General features: G+C 62.8%; 16 protein-coding genes. 4 read left to right on the top strand and 12 right to left on the bottom strand.

What is annotated here, in order from left to right:
• Positions 1-111: 111 nt before the first annotated feature.
• From JQ609_RS15585 to ppdK, 3 genes are all read right to left on the bottom strand, one after another.
• Positions 112-1,356 (bottom strand): MFS transporter, encoded by a 1,245-nt coding sequence (locus JQ609_RS15585; protein ID WP_212210970.1) that lies wholly within the window; start codon positions 1,354-1,356, stop codon positions 112-114.
• A 342-nt stretch (positions 1,357-1,698) separates the two neighbouring features.
• Positions 1,699-3,186 carry a cell wall hydrolase gene (locus JQ609_RS15580; RefSeq protein ID WP_212274059.1) on the bottom strand — a complete coding sequence of 496 codons (1,488 nt, stop codon included), beginning with the start codon at positions 3,184-3,186 and terminating at the stop codon, positions 1,699-1,701.
• A gap of 448 nt (positions 3,187-3,634) precedes the next feature.
• Positions 3,635-6,343, bottom strand: a complete 2,709-nt coding sequence (gene ppdK, locus JQ609_RS15575; RefSeq protein WP_312014693.1) for a pyruvate, phosphate dikinase — start codon at positions 6,341-6,343, stop codon at positions 3,635-3,637.
• Between ppdK and JQ609_RS35775 the strand changes: the two genes are divergently transcribed.
• Positions 6,336-6,674 carry a hypothetical protein gene (locus tag JQ609_RS35775; protein ID WP_312014859.1) on the top strand — a complete coding sequence of 113 codons (339 nt, stop codon included), beginning with the start codon at positions 6,336-6,338 and terminating at the stop codon, positions 6,672-6,674. The genes ppdK and JQ609_RS35775 overlap by 8 nt on opposite strands.
• On the opposite strand, the gene JQ609_RS15570 is transcribed toward JQ609_RS35775, so the two are convergent.
• Positions 6,675-6,830: a DUF3096 domain-containing protein gene (locus tag JQ609_RS15570; protein ID WP_212210978.1), complete on the bottom strand. Its 156-nt coding sequence runs from the start codon at positions 6,828-6,830 to the stop codon at positions 6,675-6,677.
• Positions 6,831-7,064: 234 nt separating this feature from the next.
• Here JQ609_RS15570 and JQ609_RS15565 point away from each other — a divergent pair, with 234 nt between their 5' ends.
• The gene (locus JQ609_RS15565) at positions 7,065-7,424 is read left to right on the top strand and encodes a DUF1236 domain-containing protein (RefSeq protein ID WP_212210979.1); all 360 of its coding nucleotides are present in this window, start codon (positions 7,065-7,067) and stop codon (positions 7,422-7,424) included.
• 250 nt (positions 7,425-7,674) lie between these two features.
• Here JQ609_RS15565 and JQ609_RS15560 read toward each other — a convergent pair whose 3' ends face one another.
• The 7 genes from JQ609_RS15560 to JQ609_RS15530 form a co-directional block, all read right to left on the bottom strand.
• Positions 7,675-8,277, bottom strand: coding sequence for a bifunctional 2-polyprenyl-6-hydroxyphenol methylase/3-demethylubiquinol 3-O-methyltransferase UbiG (locus tag JQ609_RS15560; RefSeq protein ID WP_212274057.1), 603 nt, complete (start codon positions 8,275-8,277; stop codon positions 7,675-7,677).
• A 3-nt stretch (positions 8,278-8,280) separates the two neighbouring features.
• The gene (gene glyS / locus JQ609_RS15555; protein WP_212274056.1) at positions 8,281-10,509 is read right to left on the bottom strand and encodes a glycine--tRNA ligase subunit beta; all 2,229 of its coding nucleotides are present in this window, start codon (positions 10,507-10,509) and stop codon (positions 8,281-8,283) included.
• Positions 10,509-11,444, bottom strand: a complete 936-nt coding sequence (locus JQ609_RS15550; RefSeq protein ID WP_192735210.1) for a glycine--tRNA ligase subunit alpha — start codon at positions 11,442-11,444, stop codon at positions 10,509-10,511. Before JQ609_RS15550 ends, glyS begins: the two co-directional genes overlap by 1 nt.
• Positions 11,445-11,631: 187 nt before the next feature.
• A complete protein-coding gene (locus JQ609_RS15545) occupies positions 11,632-11,823 on the bottom strand; it encodes a hypothetical protein (RefSeq protein WP_192735211.1) in 192 nt (63 codons plus the stop codon).
• A gap of 114 nt (positions 11,824-11,937) precedes the next feature.
• The gene (locus tag JQ609_RS15540; RefSeq protein ID WP_212274055.1) at positions 11,938-12,849 is read right to left on the bottom strand and encodes a S49 family peptidase; all 912 of its coding nucleotides are present in this window, start codon (positions 12,847-12,849) and stop codon (positions 11,938-11,940) included.
• Positions 12,850-13,119: 270 nt separating this feature from the next.
• The gene (locus JQ609_RS15535) at positions 13,120-13,899 is read right to left on the bottom strand and encodes a methyltransferase (RefSeq protein WP_312014858.1); all 780 of its coding nucleotides are present in this window, start codon (positions 13,897-13,899) and stop codon (positions 13,120-13,122) included.
• Positions 13,900-13,936: 37 nt separating this feature from the next.
• The gene (locus JQ609_RS15530; RefSeq protein ID WP_044540085.1) at positions 13,937-14,164 is read right to left on the bottom strand and encodes a DUF2007 domain-containing protein; all 228 of its coding nucleotides are present in this window, start codon (positions 14,162-14,164) and stop codon (positions 13,937-13,939) included.
• A 133-nt stretch (positions 14,165-14,297) separates the two neighbouring features.
• On the opposite strand from JQ609_RS15530, the gene JQ609_RS15525 reads away from it, so the two are divergent.
• Positions 14,298-15,305 (top strand): polyprenyl synthetase family protein, encoded by a 1,008-nt coding sequence (locus JQ609_RS15525; RefSeq protein WP_192735213.1) that lies wholly within the window; start codon positions 14,298-14,300, stop codon positions 15,303-15,305.
• Between the two features lie 117 nt (positions 15,306-15,422).
• Positions 15,423-16,052, top strand: a complete 630-nt coding sequence (locus JQ609_RS15520; protein WP_212274054.1) for a LysE family translocator — start codon at positions 15,423-15,425, stop codon at positions 16,050-16,052.
• 88 nt (positions 16,053-16,140) lie between these two features.
• Here JQ609_RS15520 and JQ609_RS15515 read toward each other — a convergent pair whose 3' ends face one another.
• Complete coding sequence (locus JQ609_RS15515) at positions 16,141-17,025, bottom strand: 4-(cytidine 5'-diphospho)-2-C-methyl-D-erythritol kinase (RefSeq protein ID WP_212274053.1); 885 nt, start codon at positions 17,023-17,025, stop codon at positions 16,141-16,143.
• Between the last annotated feature and the right edge of the window lie 35 nt (positions 17,026-17,060).

Here is a 17,060-nt window from a genome sequence, read left to right as displayed (position 1 = left end):
TTGTCAGTTGGGAGAGTGTTTAGAGCATGATCCGGAAAAGTGGAAACCGGTTTTCCCTCGGGACAAACGCGGAACGCGTTTGCCCGGAGATCCATGCCACTTCGATGAGTATCAGGCGGGCTGCGCAACCGCCCGCGCGACCGGCTGTTCCACGATCGGCAAATTGATCAACGCCGACAGCACGCCGAAGAAGATCGAGAGCCACCAAAGCGGCGTATACGACCCGAACTGCTCGAACACGATGCCGCCAAGCCATACCCCAAGGAAACCGCCTACCTGGTGGCTGACGAAGGCAAAACCATACAGCGTCGCAAACCAGCGGGTGCCGAACATGATCGCCACCAGCGCCGAGGTCGGCGGTACCGTCGAGAGCCAGGTCAGACCGGTGGCAGCGCCGAACATGATCGCCGAGAAAGTGGTGATCGGGAATGAAATGAACGCCAGGATGGTCAGTGCCCGGGCAAAATAGAGCATCGAGAGGATGTAGCGCTTCGGATATTTGTTCTGCAGCCAGCCGACGCTGAGCGAGCCGATGATGTTGAACAGGCCGATGGCGGCGACCACCCAGCCGCCGGTCTGCGCCGAGACGCCGCGATCGGACAGATAGGCCGGCAGATGCACCGTGATGAAGGCGAGCTGGAAACCGCAGGTGAAGAAGCCGAGCACCAGCAATACGTAGGAGCGGTGGCCGAACGCTTCCGCCAGCGCGGTCTTGAACGATTGCTGGTCGGCGGCGGGAACGTTCGACGACGTTGCGGGCGGTGTCGCGATCGCCAGCGACAGCGGCACGATCAACAGCATCAGCAGGGCAAACACGGTCAGCGCCGGCTGCCAGCCGAAATTATCGATCAACGCAACGCCAAAGGGCGCGAACAGGAATTGCCCGAACGAACCGGCGGCCGTGCCGGCGCCGAGCGCCAGGCCACGCTTCTCCGGCGGCAGCAATTTGCTGAACGCCGACAGCACCAGGTTGAACGAACAGCCGGAGAGCCCAAAGCCGATCAGAACGCCGGCACCGAGATCGAGTGAGGCCGGCGTCGAAGCGTAGCGCATCAAGAGCAGTCCGCCGGCGTAGAGCAGCGCGCCGATGACCATCACGCGCAGGATGCCGAAGCGGTCGGCGATCGCGCCTGCGATCGGCTGGCCCAATCCCCACAACAGGTTCTGCAACGCCAGCGCGAGGCCGAAGACGTCGCGGCCCCAGGTAAACTCCTTGCTCATGGGCTGGATGAAGAAACCAAGGCTCGATCGCGGCCCGAAACTGAGCAGCGCGATCGCGCAACCGCAGATGATGATCACCAATGGCGTCCGCCAGCTGGCTTTGGCCGGGCGAAGATTGTCTGCGGTGACAGCCATGGGTTTCCTCGATGCTTGACGCCCGGGCCGGAGGGGACCGGCCGGGTGCGCCGGGAGGAGTTAATGCATTCGCATGGAAATCCCAAGAGCGGCGGAGAAAATTTTTCCGCTGCAGGGCAGCCCTGCAAAATCGTCGAGTGCAATTTTTTGGGGTGGGTTGGTGCACGGAGCCAACCGCGCAATAACTCGTCGTCCCGGCCTTGAGCCGGGACCCATAACCACAGGACATTGTGCGCTAAGGAAGTCGTCGACCACCGTCTCAATCAGCACGGCCGCAGCGTATGGGTCCCCCGATGCGCAATTGCGCATCTGAGGTCAAGCCCGGGACGACGGATGAGAGACCTACCTTCTGAAGCTCGCCTGCTCGGCCGAGCTCTTTGCGGCTTCGGCGAGTTTGGCGGAAATTTGCGCCGTCTCCGCCGCCGTGCCCCAGCTTGGCGCGTCGCTGCCGTCGCCCCAGTTGCGGGGCCGGTAGAAGGTGTGCACGCCGGTCTTGTACATCTTCTTCATCTCGCTGACCCAGGACGGACGCACCCAATAGGCATGGTAGTGCGTCGACTTGTCGACCTCGGGCAGCCAGAGCTGGCCGTCCAGCATCGCCTTTGCGATCCGTTGCGCGCGATCCCACATGTCGGGCTCTTTGACGACGTCCTTGTTGTTGTCGCAGGCGAAGGTGAACTGGCAGGCCAGATGGCGGTGCTTGTTCTGGTAGACCACGCCACACACCGTATCCGGATATTTGCCGGAGAAGGCGCGGTTCAACACCACTTGCGCCACCGCGATCTGGCCCCGCACCGCTTCGCCGCGGGCTTCGAAATAGACAACTTCGGTCAGACATTTTTCCGACTTGGCGCGCGACTTCTCGTCGAACAGGCCGAGCCGCTCAGCCGGGGTCTTGGCGCGCTGGTTGTCGGAATTGACCTCGCCCTTCGGCGCGACGCTGACGCCCATCTCGCCGGCCTTGACCGGGCCGTCGGCGTCGACCGGCAGCGAGGCCATGATCTTCATGTCGGAATCGGCCACCACCGCGCTCGGCAGCATGATGATGGGCTCCTCGCCCGGCCGCCAGCGCTCGATGGTTTCGGGCGAGCCGAGGGAAGAGCCAAAAAACAGGCTCGAGGTCTTGAAGGAGAAATTGTCGCGCGGCGGCGCGGGCGCGAGCGCCACTTCTGGTGCTGCCGAGACGTCCTTTGGCTTACCGAGCGGCTTGTCGTCGAGCGGCAAATCTTCGCGCGGCCTGGCTTCGAGTGACATCGACACATCGAATTGCGGCAGCGGCGGCGCGCGCAGCGCGGCCTGCAATTCCGGATCGAGCGGCGCGGGCCCACCTGAAGGCGGCGTGACGGCGGTCTTCTGGCCTTTGACGGAAGCGTTTGAAGACGAAGGATCTTCGATGGCCGGCGCGCTGCCGGCGGGGATTGAACTCTCCGCAGGCGCGGACGGCGCGATGACAAGGCGATCGCCCTTCATGGTGCGATCGACCTTGGGGAAATCGGCGGCAAGATAACGCGGCGGCGGGGCGATGATCGGGTTGCGCGTCACTGCGCCGGTGATGTCGATGCCCTGATTGTCGAGGCTGGCGAGCCGAAACGTTGCGGTCTGCGGCGAAGAGGTTCCGATCGGACGGCCGAAGCTGAAGGTCGCGACATGGATATTGCCGGCGGTGGAGAACACCCGCTTCTGCCAGCGTTCGGCCACGCCCGGCTGCCGGGCCAGCAGTGACGCGATATCCTGATATCCGATCTCGGTCGGCATCAATGCGAAGATGCAAAGACCGAGACCGAAGGACGCGAACCGCGCGCCCTTCGGCTGGTTACGCAACACATTCATCGATACGCTCTACGCAACGCTTACAAAAAACGACCGAACTCAGTACATCCGTGCAATTCGATCTTTATTGTTGGTATCGAATTTAGGTTGCCGAGGAGTTAATCGGCGTGGCCTGCGTGCACCACGCAAGATTTCGCGCGCATTTGCTGTGGCGCTTGAGAAAGCTTGGTAAACGGGAGCGCGATGAAAGTGGTAAACATCCCGTCAACGAAGATGATGAAGAAACTGTTGCGGGTTCACCGTGTTGCTACGGGTCTGGTGATCGCAGCCTAAGCCCCGTCATTGCGAGCGAAGCGAAGCAATCCATCGCACAGCATAACGGATGGATGGATTGCTTCGTCGCTGCGCTCCTCGCAATGACGAAGGGCCTGCGCGCCCAAAAACGTTCATGCCCGGGACAAGCCCGGGCATGACGACGTCTCTGTTAATTCTCAGCGTTGAGTAAAAACTACGCCTGGCTGGCGACCGTCTTGCCGAGCGCCGCTTGCGCCGCGGCGAGCCGCGCGATCGGCACGCGATAGGGCGAGCACGAGACGTAGTCGAGGCCGATCTCGTGGCAGAACGCCACCGAGGCGGGATCGCCACCATGCTCGCCGCAAATCCCGACCTTGAGATCGGGCCGCGTCTTGCGGCCGCGCGCGACGCCGATCTTGACGAGTTCACCGACGCCATCGCGGTCGACCGAGATGAACGGATCGATCTCGAGGATGCCCTTCGCCACATAGGTGCCAAGGAAGCTCGCCGCGTCGTCGCGGCTGATGCCGTAGGTGGTCTGCGTCAAATCGTTGGTGCCGAAGGAGAAGAACTCGGCGGTCTGCGCCACGTCGCCGGCCATCAGGCACGCGCGCGGCAACTCGATCATGGTGCCGACCTGATAGACCAGTTTCTTGCCGGTCTCCTTCATCACCGACTGCGCGGTGGCGTCGATCCGCGCCTTGACCAGGTCGAACTCGGCCTTGGTCGCGATCAGCGGCACCATCACTTCGAGGCCGACGGCCTTGCTGGTGCGCTTCTCGGCCTCGACCGCGGCTTCGAAGATCGCGCGCGCCTGCATCTCGGCGATTTCAGGATAGGCGATCGCAAGACGGCAACCGCGGAAGCCCAGCATCGGGTTGAACTCGGCAAGATCCCTGGCACGGTCCGCGAGCTTGCGCGGATCGGTGTTCATCGCACGCGCGACTTCCTCGATCTCGGCCTGGGTGTGCGGCAGGAACTCGTGCAGCGGCGGATCGAGCAGACGGATCGTGACGGGAAGCCCCTTCATGATCTCGAACAGCTCGACGAAGTCCGCGCGCTGCATCGGCAGCAGCTTCGACAGCGCCGCGCGGCGTGACTGTTCGTCCTCGGAAAGGATCATCTCCCGCACGGTACGGATGCGGGTTTCCTCGAAGAACATGTGCTCGGTACGGCAAAGGCCGATGCCCTCGCCGCCGAACTTGATCGCGGTGCGCGCGTCTTCCGGCGTATCGGCGTTGACGCGAACGCCGAGCTTGCGAACGGCGTCGGCCCAGCCCATCAGCGTGCCGAATTCGCCCGACAGTTTCGGCTCGATCATCGGCATCCGTCCGGCCAGCACCTGGCCGACCGACCCGTCGATGGTGATGACGTCGCCGGTCTTGAAGGTGCGGGTGCCGATGCTCATGGTACCGCGGCCGTAATCGACGCGGATGGTGCCGCAGCCGGAGACGCAGGGCTTGCCCATGCCGCGCGCGACCACGGCGGCGTGCGAGGTCATGCCGCCACGGGTGGTGAGAATGCCCTCGGCGGCATGCATGCCGTGAATGTCCTCCGGGCTGGTCTCGACCCGCACCAGAATGACCTTGCGGCCATCGGCCTGCAGTTTCGCAGCTTCATCGGACGAGAACACGATTTCGCCGGAGGCGGCGCCCGGCGAAGCCGGCAGGCCGGTCGCGATGACGTCGCGCTTGGCGGCGGGATCGATGGTCGGATGCAGCAACTGGTCGAGCGAGGCGGGATCGATCCGCATCACCGCGTCCTTTTTCGAGATCAGTCCTTCATTGGCAAGCTCGACCGCAATCCGCAGCGCCGCCTTGGCGGTGCGCTTGCCGCCGCGGGTCTGCAGCATCCACAATTTGCCCTGCTCGACCGTGAACTCCATGTCCTGCATGTCGCGGTAGTGCTTTTCCAGCAGCGTGTAGATCCGCGTCAGTTCCTTGAACGCGTCGGGCATCGCGGTTTCCATCGACGCCTTGTCGGAGCCGGATTCCTGGCGCGCAAACTCGGTGATGTCCTGCGGCGTGCGGATACCCGCCACCACGTCTTCGCCCTGCGCGTTGATCAGGAATTCGCCGTACAGCTTGCTCTCGCCGGTCGAGGGATTGCGCGTGAACGCGACGCCGGTCGCCGAGGTCTCGCCCATATTGCCGAACACCATGGCCTGAATGTTGACGGCGGTGCCCCAGGATTCCGGGATGTCGTGCAGGCGGCGGTAGGTCACCGCGCGCGCGTTCATCCAGGACGAGAACACCGCACCGATCGCGCCCCACAATTGCGCGTGCGGATCCTGCGGGAAGTCCGCGCCGGTCTCGCGCGCCACCGCATCCTTGTAACGGCCGACCAGCTCGACCCAGTCGTCGCCGGTCAGATCGGTGTCGAGCGTGTAGCCCTGGCCGTCCTTGAAGGTGTCGAGGATGTCCTCGAAATGATGATGCTCGAAGCCGAGCACGACATCCGAATACATCGTGATGAAACGCCGATAGCTGTCATAGGCAAAGCGGCGGTCGCCGGACAATTCGGCGAGCGCTTCGACGGTCTCATCGTTGAGGCCGAGATTGAGCACGGTATCCATCATGCCCGGCATCGACGCGCGGCCGCCGGAGCGCACGGACACCAACAGCGGATTTTTGGGATCGCCGAACGACTTGCCGGCGAGCTTGCCGACATGCTCCAGCGCCTTCTCGACCTGAGTCTTCAGCGCAGCCGGATAGGATTTGTCGTGGGCGTAAAAATAAGTGCAGACCGAAGTTGGAATCGTGAAGCCCGGAGGCACCGGCAGGCCGAGATTGGCCATTTCGGCGAGATTGGCGCCCTTGCCGCCGAGCAGATCGCGCAAGCCGGCTTTGCCCTCGGCCTTGCCGTCGCCAAACGTGTAGACCCACTTGCCGGATTTTACCGCTTCGACGGCCGGCTTGCTCACCTTCTTCGCCGTCTTGCTGGCAGGCTTGTTCGGAGCCTTCGCAACTACTTTGGCAGCTGCCTTGGCAACTGGCTTCGTAACCGCCTTGGGTGCCGGCTTCGCAACTGCCTTCGGTGCCGGAGCCTTCGTTAGCGTCTTGCGCGCCGAGGCCGCCGGCGCGGCTTTGCGCGGCGCCGATGACTTTGATTTCGCTACGATTTTCACAAGGTTTTTCTTGGACTTCGCAACCGCTTTGGCCATGGCAGATGACAATCCGAAAAGAGAGGAGAAGATGCGCGCCTTACACCACTTTGAGGGGTTCCGCGCAAGCCGCGAAACCCTGCTTGCCTGACTAGAAGCGCAGCATCTTGAACACGCCGAGCCCGGCCAGACCGACGATGATCAGGTAAATCGCGACGATGAAATTCAGGAACCGCGGCATGATCAGGATCAGGATTCCCGCAATCAGGGCGACGATCGGGGAAATATGCGCGGCGGTGATGGTCATTTGAAATTTCTCCGGATGATGAGGGGAAGCTCGAATCGAGGGCGGCAACTTAACCGCTGGCGCGGTTCCGGAATAGGAGACGCCTGTCGCATCAATGGGTTCCGGCGTTCGCAAAAATTGCCCGAAATTGCCGCGTTTGAGGCAGTCGTTTTTCCGGAACTATGCCGCGCGGGATGAATTGGCCCCGGATTGTACGCTGGCTAGCCGGCGTTCTTCTGCACGAGGGAGTACACTATGCAGAATAGACTACTTGCCATCGCAGCTATCGCCGGCGTGATGGCTGCACCGATCGCAGCACAGGCGCAGAGCGGCACCGTGGGTGTCGGTGGCGGCGGCACCGTGGTGATCGGCGAGCATGAGGGCATCTCCGTCAACCAACGCCCGGCGTTCCGGGAATATGTCGTGCGTGAGCGCGTGCCGACTTTCACCATTCCGGATCGCGTGACCGTGGGCGGTGTGCTGCCGGAAGCCGGCATCACCTATTACGACGTGCCGCAGACCTATGCGGCAACGCCCTATCGCTACACCGTGGTGAACGGCCAGACGGTCCTGGTCGAACCGCGTTCGCGTCGCGTCGTTCAGGTGGTCGACTAATCCCACTAGCCTGAACGACAGTCCGGGCGCCGCGCAAGCGGATGTGCGCGAGATACGACCGGACAAGAAAGCCCCGCCCGGTTTCCCCCCTGGGCGGGGCTTTTCGTTGTCCGCACGCCGTCATCCTGAGGTGCGAGCCTTGCGGTGCACCTGCACCGCTGGGCGAGCCTCGAAGGATGGGCCACGGGCCCTGCTCATCCTTCGAGGCGCGCAAGAGCGCGCACCTCAGGATGACGGGAACTAGCGCGCCCTACTCCCTGATCTCCAGGCCCGGCTTCTTGGCGACGAGACGGTGAAGCTTCTTGCCCGAAGAGGCGCTGACGACCTCTTCATCGAGCAACAGCGACGCCGACTTCAATTCCGCCAGCACCAGCGCCGCATCGAACGCCGCGTAGAGACGCCCCTGGGAATCGCGCAGGTCGGAATTGTCGGTGATCCGCCAGCTCAAATAAAGAATGCCGCTGGGCTTGACCGCATTGAGCAGCCGGCGAACGGCGACCGCTATCTGCGCGCGATCGAGATGCATGATCACCGTCTCGCACAGCACGTTGTCGTAAGTGCCGATGCCCTTCAGGTCGGGCAGTTCGGCATGTGCGAACTTCAAACCGGGATAACGCTGCCGCGCCTCCGCCAGCAGGCCCTCCGAGGCGTCGAAACCGGTGGCGGAAAAGCCGTTGGCGTTGAGCCAGGCCACCTCGCGGCCGCAGCCGCAGCCGATATCGGCTGAACTGCCGCCGCGCACGAAGAAGCGCTCGACGATTTCGTGCAAATCAACCGGCGCCGGTTGCTCGTGCCAGTCCCTGGCGAACGCCGCCGCATCTGAATCGTAAGCGGCCAGCGTCTTCTGATCCACGTGTCAGCCCTCGATCTTCGAAAAGTCCGCCACCGCGCGCGTCGCCGCGCGGATTTCGTTCAAGAGCTTCAGTCTGTTCTCGCGCACTTTTGGTTCATCGTCGTTGACCTTGACCTTGTCAAAGAACGCATCGACCGCCGGCCGCAGCTTCGCCATCGCGCCCATCGCGACGGCAAAATCTTCCTTGGCCACCGCAGCACCCGCCTCGCTCTTCACCTGATCGATCGCCTTGGCCAGCGCCTTTTCTTCGTCGAGCTTGTAGAGCGAGACGTCCGGCGCGCCGTCGAATCTACGCTTGTCCTTTTTCTCTTCGATCGAAAGGATGTTGCTGGCGCGCTTTGTGCCCGCGAGCAGGTTCTTGCCGTCGTCGGTGTCGAGGAATTTGCCGAGCGCCTCGACGCGGCGGACCACGGTAAGCAGATCATCTTCTTGCTGAAGCGATCGCGCAGCCTTTATGAGGTCGTGCCGCGCACCAATCGCTCGGAATTGAACTTCCAATCGATCAACGTGAAAGTCGAGGAGGCCGAATATCCGATCCCGCGCCGCTCTGCTCTCTTCCACCGTCGCTTCACCAGAAAACCCTTTGCCCTTCATATCCAGAAAGACTTCGATGTCCGCCAATTGAAATACATCGGTCAAAGAAATCTTGACCTGGTTATCGAGAATCAATCGTATCACGCCCAGCGCGGCTCTCCGCAACGCATACGGATCCTTGCTTCCGGTCGGTTTCTCATCGATCGCCCAGAAACCAACCAACGTATCGATCTTGTCGGCAAGCGCCACGGCAACACTTACCGGATCGTTCGGCACCCGATCCGCCGGACCCTGCGGCTTGTAGTGATCTTCGCTTGCGGCAGCGACTGACGAATATTCGCCCTGCGCCAGCGCGTAATACTTGCCCATCAAGCCCTGCAACTCCGGAAACTCGCCGACCACCTCAGTCAGCAAGTCCGCCTTTGCAAGCCGTGCGGCACGACCGACTTTTAGGATATAATCCTGCTCGTCGGCAAAATCTTCAGGCTTGAACTGCTTGCCGTCGAAGAACGTCTCGCGCTGAGCCCACAGGAGCGGCGCGACCTTTGACGCCAGATGCTCGATCCGTCTGATACGCGCTGCCTGCGTGCCAAGCTTCTCGTGAAACACGATATTCTCGAATTTCGGCAGCCGCTCTTCGAGCCTGGTCTTCAGGTCGGTCTCATAGAAAAACTTCGCATCGCTCAGCCGCGCGCGGATCACGCGCTCGTTGCCGGCGATGATGGCCTTGCCGCCGTCCGTCGCCTCGATGTTGGCGGTGAGGATGAACTTGTTGGTGAGCTTTCCGGTTTTGTCAGGATTCTTATCAGAATCCTTGGGATCGCTGACGACAAAGCATTTCTGGTTGTTGCGGATGGTGGCGCGGATCACCTCGCCGGGGATCGACAAAAATTCCTGGTCGAACGATCCCATCAGAACGACAGGCCATTCGACGAGGCCTGACACCTCGTCGAGCAGCACCTGGTCCTCCACCAGCTCAAAGCCTTGCGCGAACGCCAGTTGCTTGGCATCGGCTAGGATGATGTCTTTGCGCGCCTGCGGGTCGAGCACGACCTTGGCGGCCTTCAGCTTGGCCTCGTAATCCTCGAAGCGGCGCACGGAGATCGCCGATGGCGCCAGGAAGCGGTGACCATAAGTGGTTTGGCCGGCCTCGATGCCGTCGATCGAGAATTTTACGATTTCCGGTTCTTCGGTCTCCGGGCCGAAGGTCGCGATGATCGAATGCAGCGGCCGCACCCAGGTCAGCGCGCCTGATTTGGCCGAGCGCTCGCCCCAGCGCATCGATTTCGGCCACGGGAAGGTGCGCACGATGACAGGTAGAATTTCCGCAATCACGTCGATCGCGGCGCGGCCGGGCTTTTCGAGCAGCGCGATATAAAAGTCGCCCTTCGGGTCGCGCTGGATCTTGGCCTCGTCGAGCGAAGTGAGGCCGGTCGCTTTCAGAAAACCCTGCACGGCCGCATCGGGCGCGCCGATTTTCGGACCCTTGCGTTCGGTCTTGAGGTCGGGCTGCCGCGCCGGAATCCCGTGCACCGTCAGCGCCAGCCGCCGCGGAGTCACGAAGGCCTTTGCGCCCTCGTAGACCAGCCCCTCGGCAACCAGCTTGTCGGTAACCATGCGGCGCAGATCGTCGGCCGCCTTCGCCTGCATGCGCGCGGGGATTTCTTCCGAAAACAGTTCGAGCAAAAGATCAGGCATCAGGACGCCCTGCCCGCTTCGGTGTGGACCCAGGCGTCGCCGCAGGCTTTTGCGAGGTCGCGCACGCGCCCGATGTAGCTTTGCCGTTCGGTCACCGAGATCACGCCGCGGGCATCGAGCAGGTTGAAGACATGGCTCGCCTTGATGCACTGGTCATAGGCCGGCAGCGCCATCAGGTGTTCTTTCTGGTTGCTGCCGGATTTCCAGCCGGCCGCGAGATACTTCTTGCAGGCTTCTTCGGCCATCACGAACTGCTTGAACAGCATTTCGGAATCGGAGTGCTCGAAATTGTGCAGGGAATATTCCTGCTCGGCCTGCAGGAACACGTCGCCATAGGTCACCTTGTCGGCGCCCTCGCGGCCGTTGAAGTTGAGATCCATGACGTGGTCGACGCCCTGTAGGTAGCAGGCGAGCCGCTCCATGCCGTAGGTGAGCTCACCGGCGACAGGCGCGCATTCGACGCCCGCGACCTGCTGGAAGTAAGTGAACTGTGACACTTCCATGCCGTCGCACCAGCACTCCCAGCCGAGACCCCAGGCACCGAGCGTCGGGCTTTCCCAGTCGTCCTCGACAAAGCGGATGTCGTGCAGGCTGGAATCGAGGCCGATCGCGGCGAGCGACTTCAGGTACAATTCCTGAAGGTTCGGCGGCGATGGCTTCATGATCACCTGATACTGGTAATAGTGCTGCATCCGGTTCGGGTTTTTGCCGTAGCGGCCATCCTTGGGCCGACGCGAGGGCTGCACATAGGCGGCCCGCCACGGCTTTGGCCCGAGCGCACGCAAGGTCGTCGCGGGATGAAAGGTGCCCGCGCCCATTTCCATGTCGTAGGGCTGCAGGATCACGCAGCCCTGTTCGGCCCAGAACCGCTGCAGAGCGAGAATGAAGCCCTGGAACGAACGTTCCGGGCGCATGTGGGCAGGCAATTCGTCCATCGGCAGAATCGGTCTCGCGAGGGGGTTTTGGGCGCGCGGGACCGTATCGGCGGGGAAGCGGGGAATCAAGGCGATGTGCTGTTTCCGTCATGCCCGGCCTTGTGCCGGGCATCCACGTCTAAAAGCACTATGGAGAGAAGAAAGACGTGGATGGCCGGGACAAGCCCGGCCATGACGCATTTTCAAGCTACCCCGGCCGATAGGCCCCGGTGACGGGATCCCGCCGCAGGGTCGGAATTTCGCTGGTTTGCGCAGACTCCGAGACGCGGGCCAGCCTCGCTTCTTCCAGCTCCCGGTTGATCCGGACGGCAGTCTTGTAAGCCCAGCGGACCACGGCGAGCCCACCCAGGGCCCCTGCGAATGCGATCAACGGTGGCATCGGTCGATCCTTGTCGTTCACGTCGGTCACGCCCCCAATGGCTGCATTCTCGCGCAAGCCGGGCTGCGCCGCAATTCCCGCCTTTAGGACTAAATGGCGCGCCTCTCCCGGGTTCTAAAACCCGAATTTGGCCCAAATTGCCCTGGTTTCGAGCGCGGAAATCAGTTCATCCGGCAGGCTCCCGATGCCGTCGAGGGCGCCCATGGAGCCCGCCCCCGGCGACCGCCGCCCGAGCAGGCCGGACAGCATTCCGCTGGCGGGCGCGACCACGGGGGTCAGCACCTTGTCGCCGTAGCGGGTCCGCAGCGTCGAACGCAGATCGCCGACCGCATCCGCAAGACCCAGCGACACCGAGGTTTCACCGGCCCAATATTCGCCGGTGAACAGCGTGTCGTCCGCGCCCTTGAGGCGGCTGCCGCGGCTCTGTTTGACCAACGCAATGAAGATGGCGTGGATCTCGCGCTGGAGCGCCTTGATGCGCGCCACGTCATCGGGGTTTTCGGGGAGGAACGGATCGAGCGTCGCCTTGTGGACGCCCGCCGTATAGAGCCGTCGCTCGACGCCGATTTTCTTGATCAGCTCCTGGAAGCCGAACGTGCCGCCGACCACGCCGATCGAACCGAGGATCGAGGACGGATCGCAGAAAATCTCGTCGCCGGCACAGGCGATCATGTAGCCGCCCGATGCGGCGACGTCCTCGACGAACACCAGCACCGGCAAATTCTTTTCGGCGGCGAGTTGCCTGATCCGCAAATAAATCTGGCGCGATTGCACCGGCGAGCCGCCGGGTGAATTGATCACGAGCGCAACCGCCTTGGCATTCTTGGTACCGAAAGCGCGCTCCAGCGTCTTGGCGACACCGGCGAGCGACATGCCCGGCCGCAGCGGCGTCACCGCGCCGATCACGCCGGACAACCGCACCACCGGCACCACCGCGACCCCGCGGCGGAATTTGGCCGGGACCCATCCCTTCAGCCGCTCGATAAGGCCCGGCAATCCCACGCGATCACTTATTTGTTCACTCATGCGGATACCTCGAATTAACCATTTTTTATCACGCCACTGTCATTAGAAGGGCTGGAACGAATTAGGGCTGGAAGGCCTTTTGCAACGTGGCCGGTACGGCTGCAATGGCGCAGCGGAGAGTGACATGAAAATCTACCTGCTGATATTGTTGATCGGCACCATCCTGACCGCGGTTCACTTCACCAACACTCCGAAACGGCAGTCGGAAACCCTTCCGCAATAGGCTTTTCCGCTTCGCCTCGCGTTCGGGACATCAGTTCTCGGCCACCTCTAGGGGGTTGCCAGCGGCAATATCCCCCTCCCCGCTAAAATCTCCTGCACCTCTTTATTGGGCACCCCTCGCTCATCATTGAGCATCAGTCCGGCATGAATTCGAGTCGGCGCGCGACCGCCCTTGGTGGCGCGAACCAGGATTCGATTCGCAGGCGCCTTCACATCGCCGTGAATGGGCAAAATTTCCAAACTGCCAAAACCGTGATCGAGCGCCGCCAGCACCTCGGCAATCCCGTCGGCGCGCCAGATCAGCGTCAGCATGCCCCTGGATTTGAGGATGCGGCGGGCTGCATGAATCCAGTTTGAAAGCGTGGTGGATGTCGCGACATGCGCGATCCCGCGCGCGCGGTCCGGCGAGACCCGATGCCGTACGGAATCGTTGAACGGCGGATTCATCAACACGACATCGACGCTATCAGGATGCAAATTGACCGCGGCGTAGGCGTCGGCGGGCGCCTCGACATCGAGCACGATGACCTCGGCGGCAAGCGCGTTCGCCTCGGCATTGGCGCGCGCCAGGCTTGCGAGACCGGCATCGATCTCGACCAGCGCGAGATCGATTTGCCCGACGCGCCTGGCCACCGCCAGCCCTGCCGCGCCAACACCGGCGCCAAGATCGGCCACACGATTGCCTGAACGTGCCGCCGTCGCCGCAGCCAACAGCATGGCATCGTGCCCGGCGCGGTGCCCCGATCTCAGTTGCCGCAAGCGCAAGGCGCCGCCGAGAAACGCGTCCTCGGTGACATCCAGATTATTGTTTTGACGCGTTTTCTTCACGCGAACCGGTTCCCACTTCGCTCGAAAACGCTATGCCTTACTCATCCGCCCGCAATTCGTGGGCAAGCCCGGCATCGGTCAGAAGCTGGCGCGCCTCGCGGTTGTCGTCCTCATGGACCAGGATGCGACGTGGCAGCACGCCGAGCGATCCCTCGATGATACTCATGTTCTGGTCCAGCACCAGATGATGGATATTGGCGCCGTCGAGCAGCGCGCCGACCGCGGAAACCAGCACAATATCGTTGGTCCGAACCAATTCCCGCAATTTGCGCCCTCCTTAGGCTGGCCCGGTCCGAGCCCGGCCGGTACCTGTCAACCACTACGTGCCCTTGCCGCTTCAGCCTGCACTTTCTATTGTAGATAAGGATAGTGCGAATTGGCCAGATTTGGAGACCCGCGTGGCGGTTATTGTACCCTTCGAAAGCCCAAACGCTTCGATCGATGAGCTGGTCGGGCTTGTCGCCGCCGACATGGAGCGGGTCAACGCCACGATCCTGTCGCGGACCGGTTCCGAAGTGACCATGATTCCCGAGGTCGCCAACCACCTGATCTCCTCCGGGGGAAAACGGCTGCGCCCGATGCTGACGCTGGCGATGGCCGGCCTCACCGGCTATTCCGGCGACGGCCATATCAAGCTCGCCGCCTCGGTCGAGTTCATGCACACCGCAACCCTGCTCCATGACGACGTGGTCGACGAGAGCGAATTACGGCGCGGCAAATTGTCCGCGCGGATGCTGTGGGGCAATGAGGCGAGCGTGCTGGTCGGCGACTTCCTGCTCGGCCAGGCCTTCCGCATGATGGTCGAGGTCGGCTCGTTGCGGGCGCTCGACATCCTGTCTTCGGCGGCCGCCACCATCGCCGAGGGCGAGGTGATGCAGCTCGCCGCAGCAAAGAACACCGCGACCACCGAGGACGAATATCTCGCTGTGATCCGCGGCAAGACCGCGGAATTGTTCGCAGCCGCCTGCGAGGTCGGCCCCGTGATCGCCAACCGGCCGAAGGCCGAGCAGACCGCGTGCCGCTCGGTCGGCATGAATCTCGGCATCGCGTTCCAGCTGGTGGACGACGTGCTGGACTACGGCGGCAAATCGGCAAAACTCGGCAAGAACGTCGGCGACGATTTCCGCGAGGGCAAGATCACGCTGCCGGTGGTGCTGGCGTTCCGCCGCGGCAACGCCTCTGAGCGCGCGTTCTGGGTCAAGGCGCTGGAGCGCGGCGAGATCGGTAGCAACGATCTCGATCACGCCATCGGGTTGATGACCAAGCATCGCGCGCTGGAGGATACGATCAGCCGCGCCCATCATTACGGCGCGATGGCCGTCGATGCGTTGGCGCTGTTTCCGGCTTCCCCGATGAAAACCGCGCTCGAGCAGGTGGTGGCGTTCTGCCTGGCCAGGTCGCATTGATGGCTTCGCAGGCTTCGTAGGATGGGTAGAGCGCAGCGAAACCCATCACTTGCGATTTTGCGGAGAGGCGATGGGTTTCGCTTCGCTCTACCCATCCTACAGGTAGGATCGCACTAAATGAGCGGCACGAATTTTTCGCTCTTCCTGGTCGCCGCGCTGATCATCGCCTTCGTGCCTGGTCCCGGGATCTTCTACGTCGCCGCGAGGACGCTGTCGGGCGGCCGCAAGACAGGTATTGCCTCGACATTCGGGACCGCGCTTGGCGGGCTCGTGCATGTGATCGCAGGCGCGCTGGGGGTGTCCGCGATCATCCTGGCCAGCGCCGAACTTTTCACGGTGCTCAAACTTGCCGGCGCGCTCTATCTGGTCTGGCTTGGCGTCCGGACGTTTCGCGAGGGCCGACAGGCGATGGTGGAGGCGATCAGCCCGGCCGGCGCGCGACAGGCGTTTCGCGAGGGCGTGCTGGTCGAAGCCCTGAACCCAAAAACCGCGGCGTTCTTTCTGGCGTTCATTCCGCAGTTCATCGACCCCGCCGGCGGTCATCCCGCGCTGCAATTCGTGGCGCTCGGCCTGATCTCGGTCTTGCTCAATACACTCGCCGATGTCGTCGTGGTGATGATGGCCGCGACAGCGCGAGCGGGCCTGGTGAGCAGACCATTTCTCGCTCAACGCCTGCGGCAGGGCTCGGGGCTGTTCATCGCCGGGCTAGGTGTTTCACTGGCGCTGGTGCGGCGGCCGGCGAACTAGAATCGTAGGGTGGGTAGCGAAACCCACCGACTTGGTCGGTTGCCATTGATGGGTTTCGCTTTGCTCTACCCATCCTACAAGCAGCGTCTCAACTCAACGTTCCCGCATGCACCCACCAGCCGGGATGCTCGCGCCGGATTTTTTCAGCGGCGCGGCCGGCGTCGGCAGTGTTTTCATAGATCGCAAAGCAGGTCGCGCCCGAGCCCGACATCCGCGCCAGCCACGCGCCGTTAGTGGCGTTGAGCGCGGCGATCACCTCACCGATGACCGGCTGAATGCGCATCGCCGGCGCTTCCAGGTCGTTGGTACTGGCCGCCAGGACTTCGACCCAGTCTTCGACCGAGGCGCCGGCTTCCGGCCAGTCGATGCCCCGGAAAACGTCGGTGACGCCGACCAGCAATTCGCCGCTACGCAGGCCGAGTGCCTTGAATACGTCCTTGGTCGGAACGGGAACGCAGGGGTTGATCATCACGCACGGCATGATCGGCAGGCTGAGCGGCGTCAGGGTATCGCCGACCCCGGTCATGTCGCAGGCGCGCGACGCCAAGCAGACCGGCACGTCGGCGCCGGTCGCAAGCGCTACCTCGCGCAGCCGCTCGTCATCGAGCGACAGCCCGTTCAATTTTGCCAGCAGCCGAAGGGCGGCAGCCGCATCCGCCGAACCACCGCCGATGCCTGCCGCGACCGGCAGCACCTTGTCGAGCGTGAAACTGCCGGACTTCAGGCCCGGCACCCGCTCTGCCAGCAGGTGCGTCGCCTTCAGCACAAGATTGTCCGATGCCTCACCGCAGGCCTGCGCCAGCGGTCCGGACATTTGCAATGTCAGATCGGAACCCGGCGTCAGCGTCAGCCGATCGGCGCAGTCGGCAAACGCCACCACGCTTTCCAGGTCATGAAAACCGTCGGTGCGGCGGCCAACCACCCTCAAGGTCAGGTTGACCTTGGCGCGCCCCTCATCAATCAACGCCGGCATAGCCGAACAAGCCCCCCAAGCCTTCGATCTAGCCG

Source organism: Bradyrhizobium sp. AUGA SZCCT0169 (genome assembly GCF_018130085.1).
GTDB lineage: Bacteria > Pseudomonadota > Alphaproteobacteria > Rhizobiales > Xanthobacteraceae > Bradyrhizobium.
This window is presented reverse-complemented; position numbering and strand designations above follow the sequence as displayed.

Excerpts from the sequence above, each read along its gene's own strand:
- JQ609_RS15585 (WP_212210970.1), bottom strand. The coding sequence starts at position 1,356 with ATGGCTGTCACCGCAGACAATCTTCGCCCGGCCAAAGCCAGCTGGCGG.
- JQ609_RS15580 (WP_212274059.1), bottom strand. The coding sequence starts at position 3,186 with ATGAATGTGTTGCGTAACCAGCCGAAGGGCGCGCGGTTCGCGTCCTTC.
- JQ609_RS15570 (WP_212210978.1), bottom strand. The coding sequence starts at position 6,830 with ATGACCATCACCGCCGCGCATATTTCCCCGATCGTCGCCCTGATTGCG.
- JQ609_RS15565 (WP_212210979.1), top strand. The coding sequence starts at position 7,065 with ATGCAGAATAGACTACTTGCCATCGCAGCTATCGCCGGCGTGATGGCT.
- glyS (WP_212274056.1), bottom strand. The coding sequence starts at position 10,509 with ATGCCTGATCTTTTGCTCGAACTGTTTTCGGAAGAAATCCCCGCGCGC.
- JQ609_RS15550 (WP_192735210.1), bottom strand. The coding sequence starts at position 11,444 with ATGGACGAATTGCCTGCCCACATGCGCCCGGAACGTTCGTTCCAGGGC.
- JQ609_RS15545 (WP_192735211.1), bottom strand. The coding sequence starts at position 11,823 with ATGCCACCGTTGATCGCATTCGCAGGGGCCCTGGGTGGGCTCGCCGTG.
- JQ609_RS15540 (WP_212274055.1), bottom strand. The coding sequence starts at position 12,849 with ATGAGTGAACAAATAAGTGATCGCGTGGGATTGCCGGGCCTTATCGAG.
- JQ609_RS15520 (WP_212274054.1), top strand. The coding sequence starts at position 15,423 with ATGAGCGGCACGAATTTTTCGCTCTTCCTGGTCGCCGCGCTGATCATC.
- JQ609_RS15515 (WP_212274053.1), bottom strand. The coding sequence starts at position 17,025 with ATGCCGGCGTTGATTGATGAGGGGCGCGCCAAGGTCAACCTGACCTTG.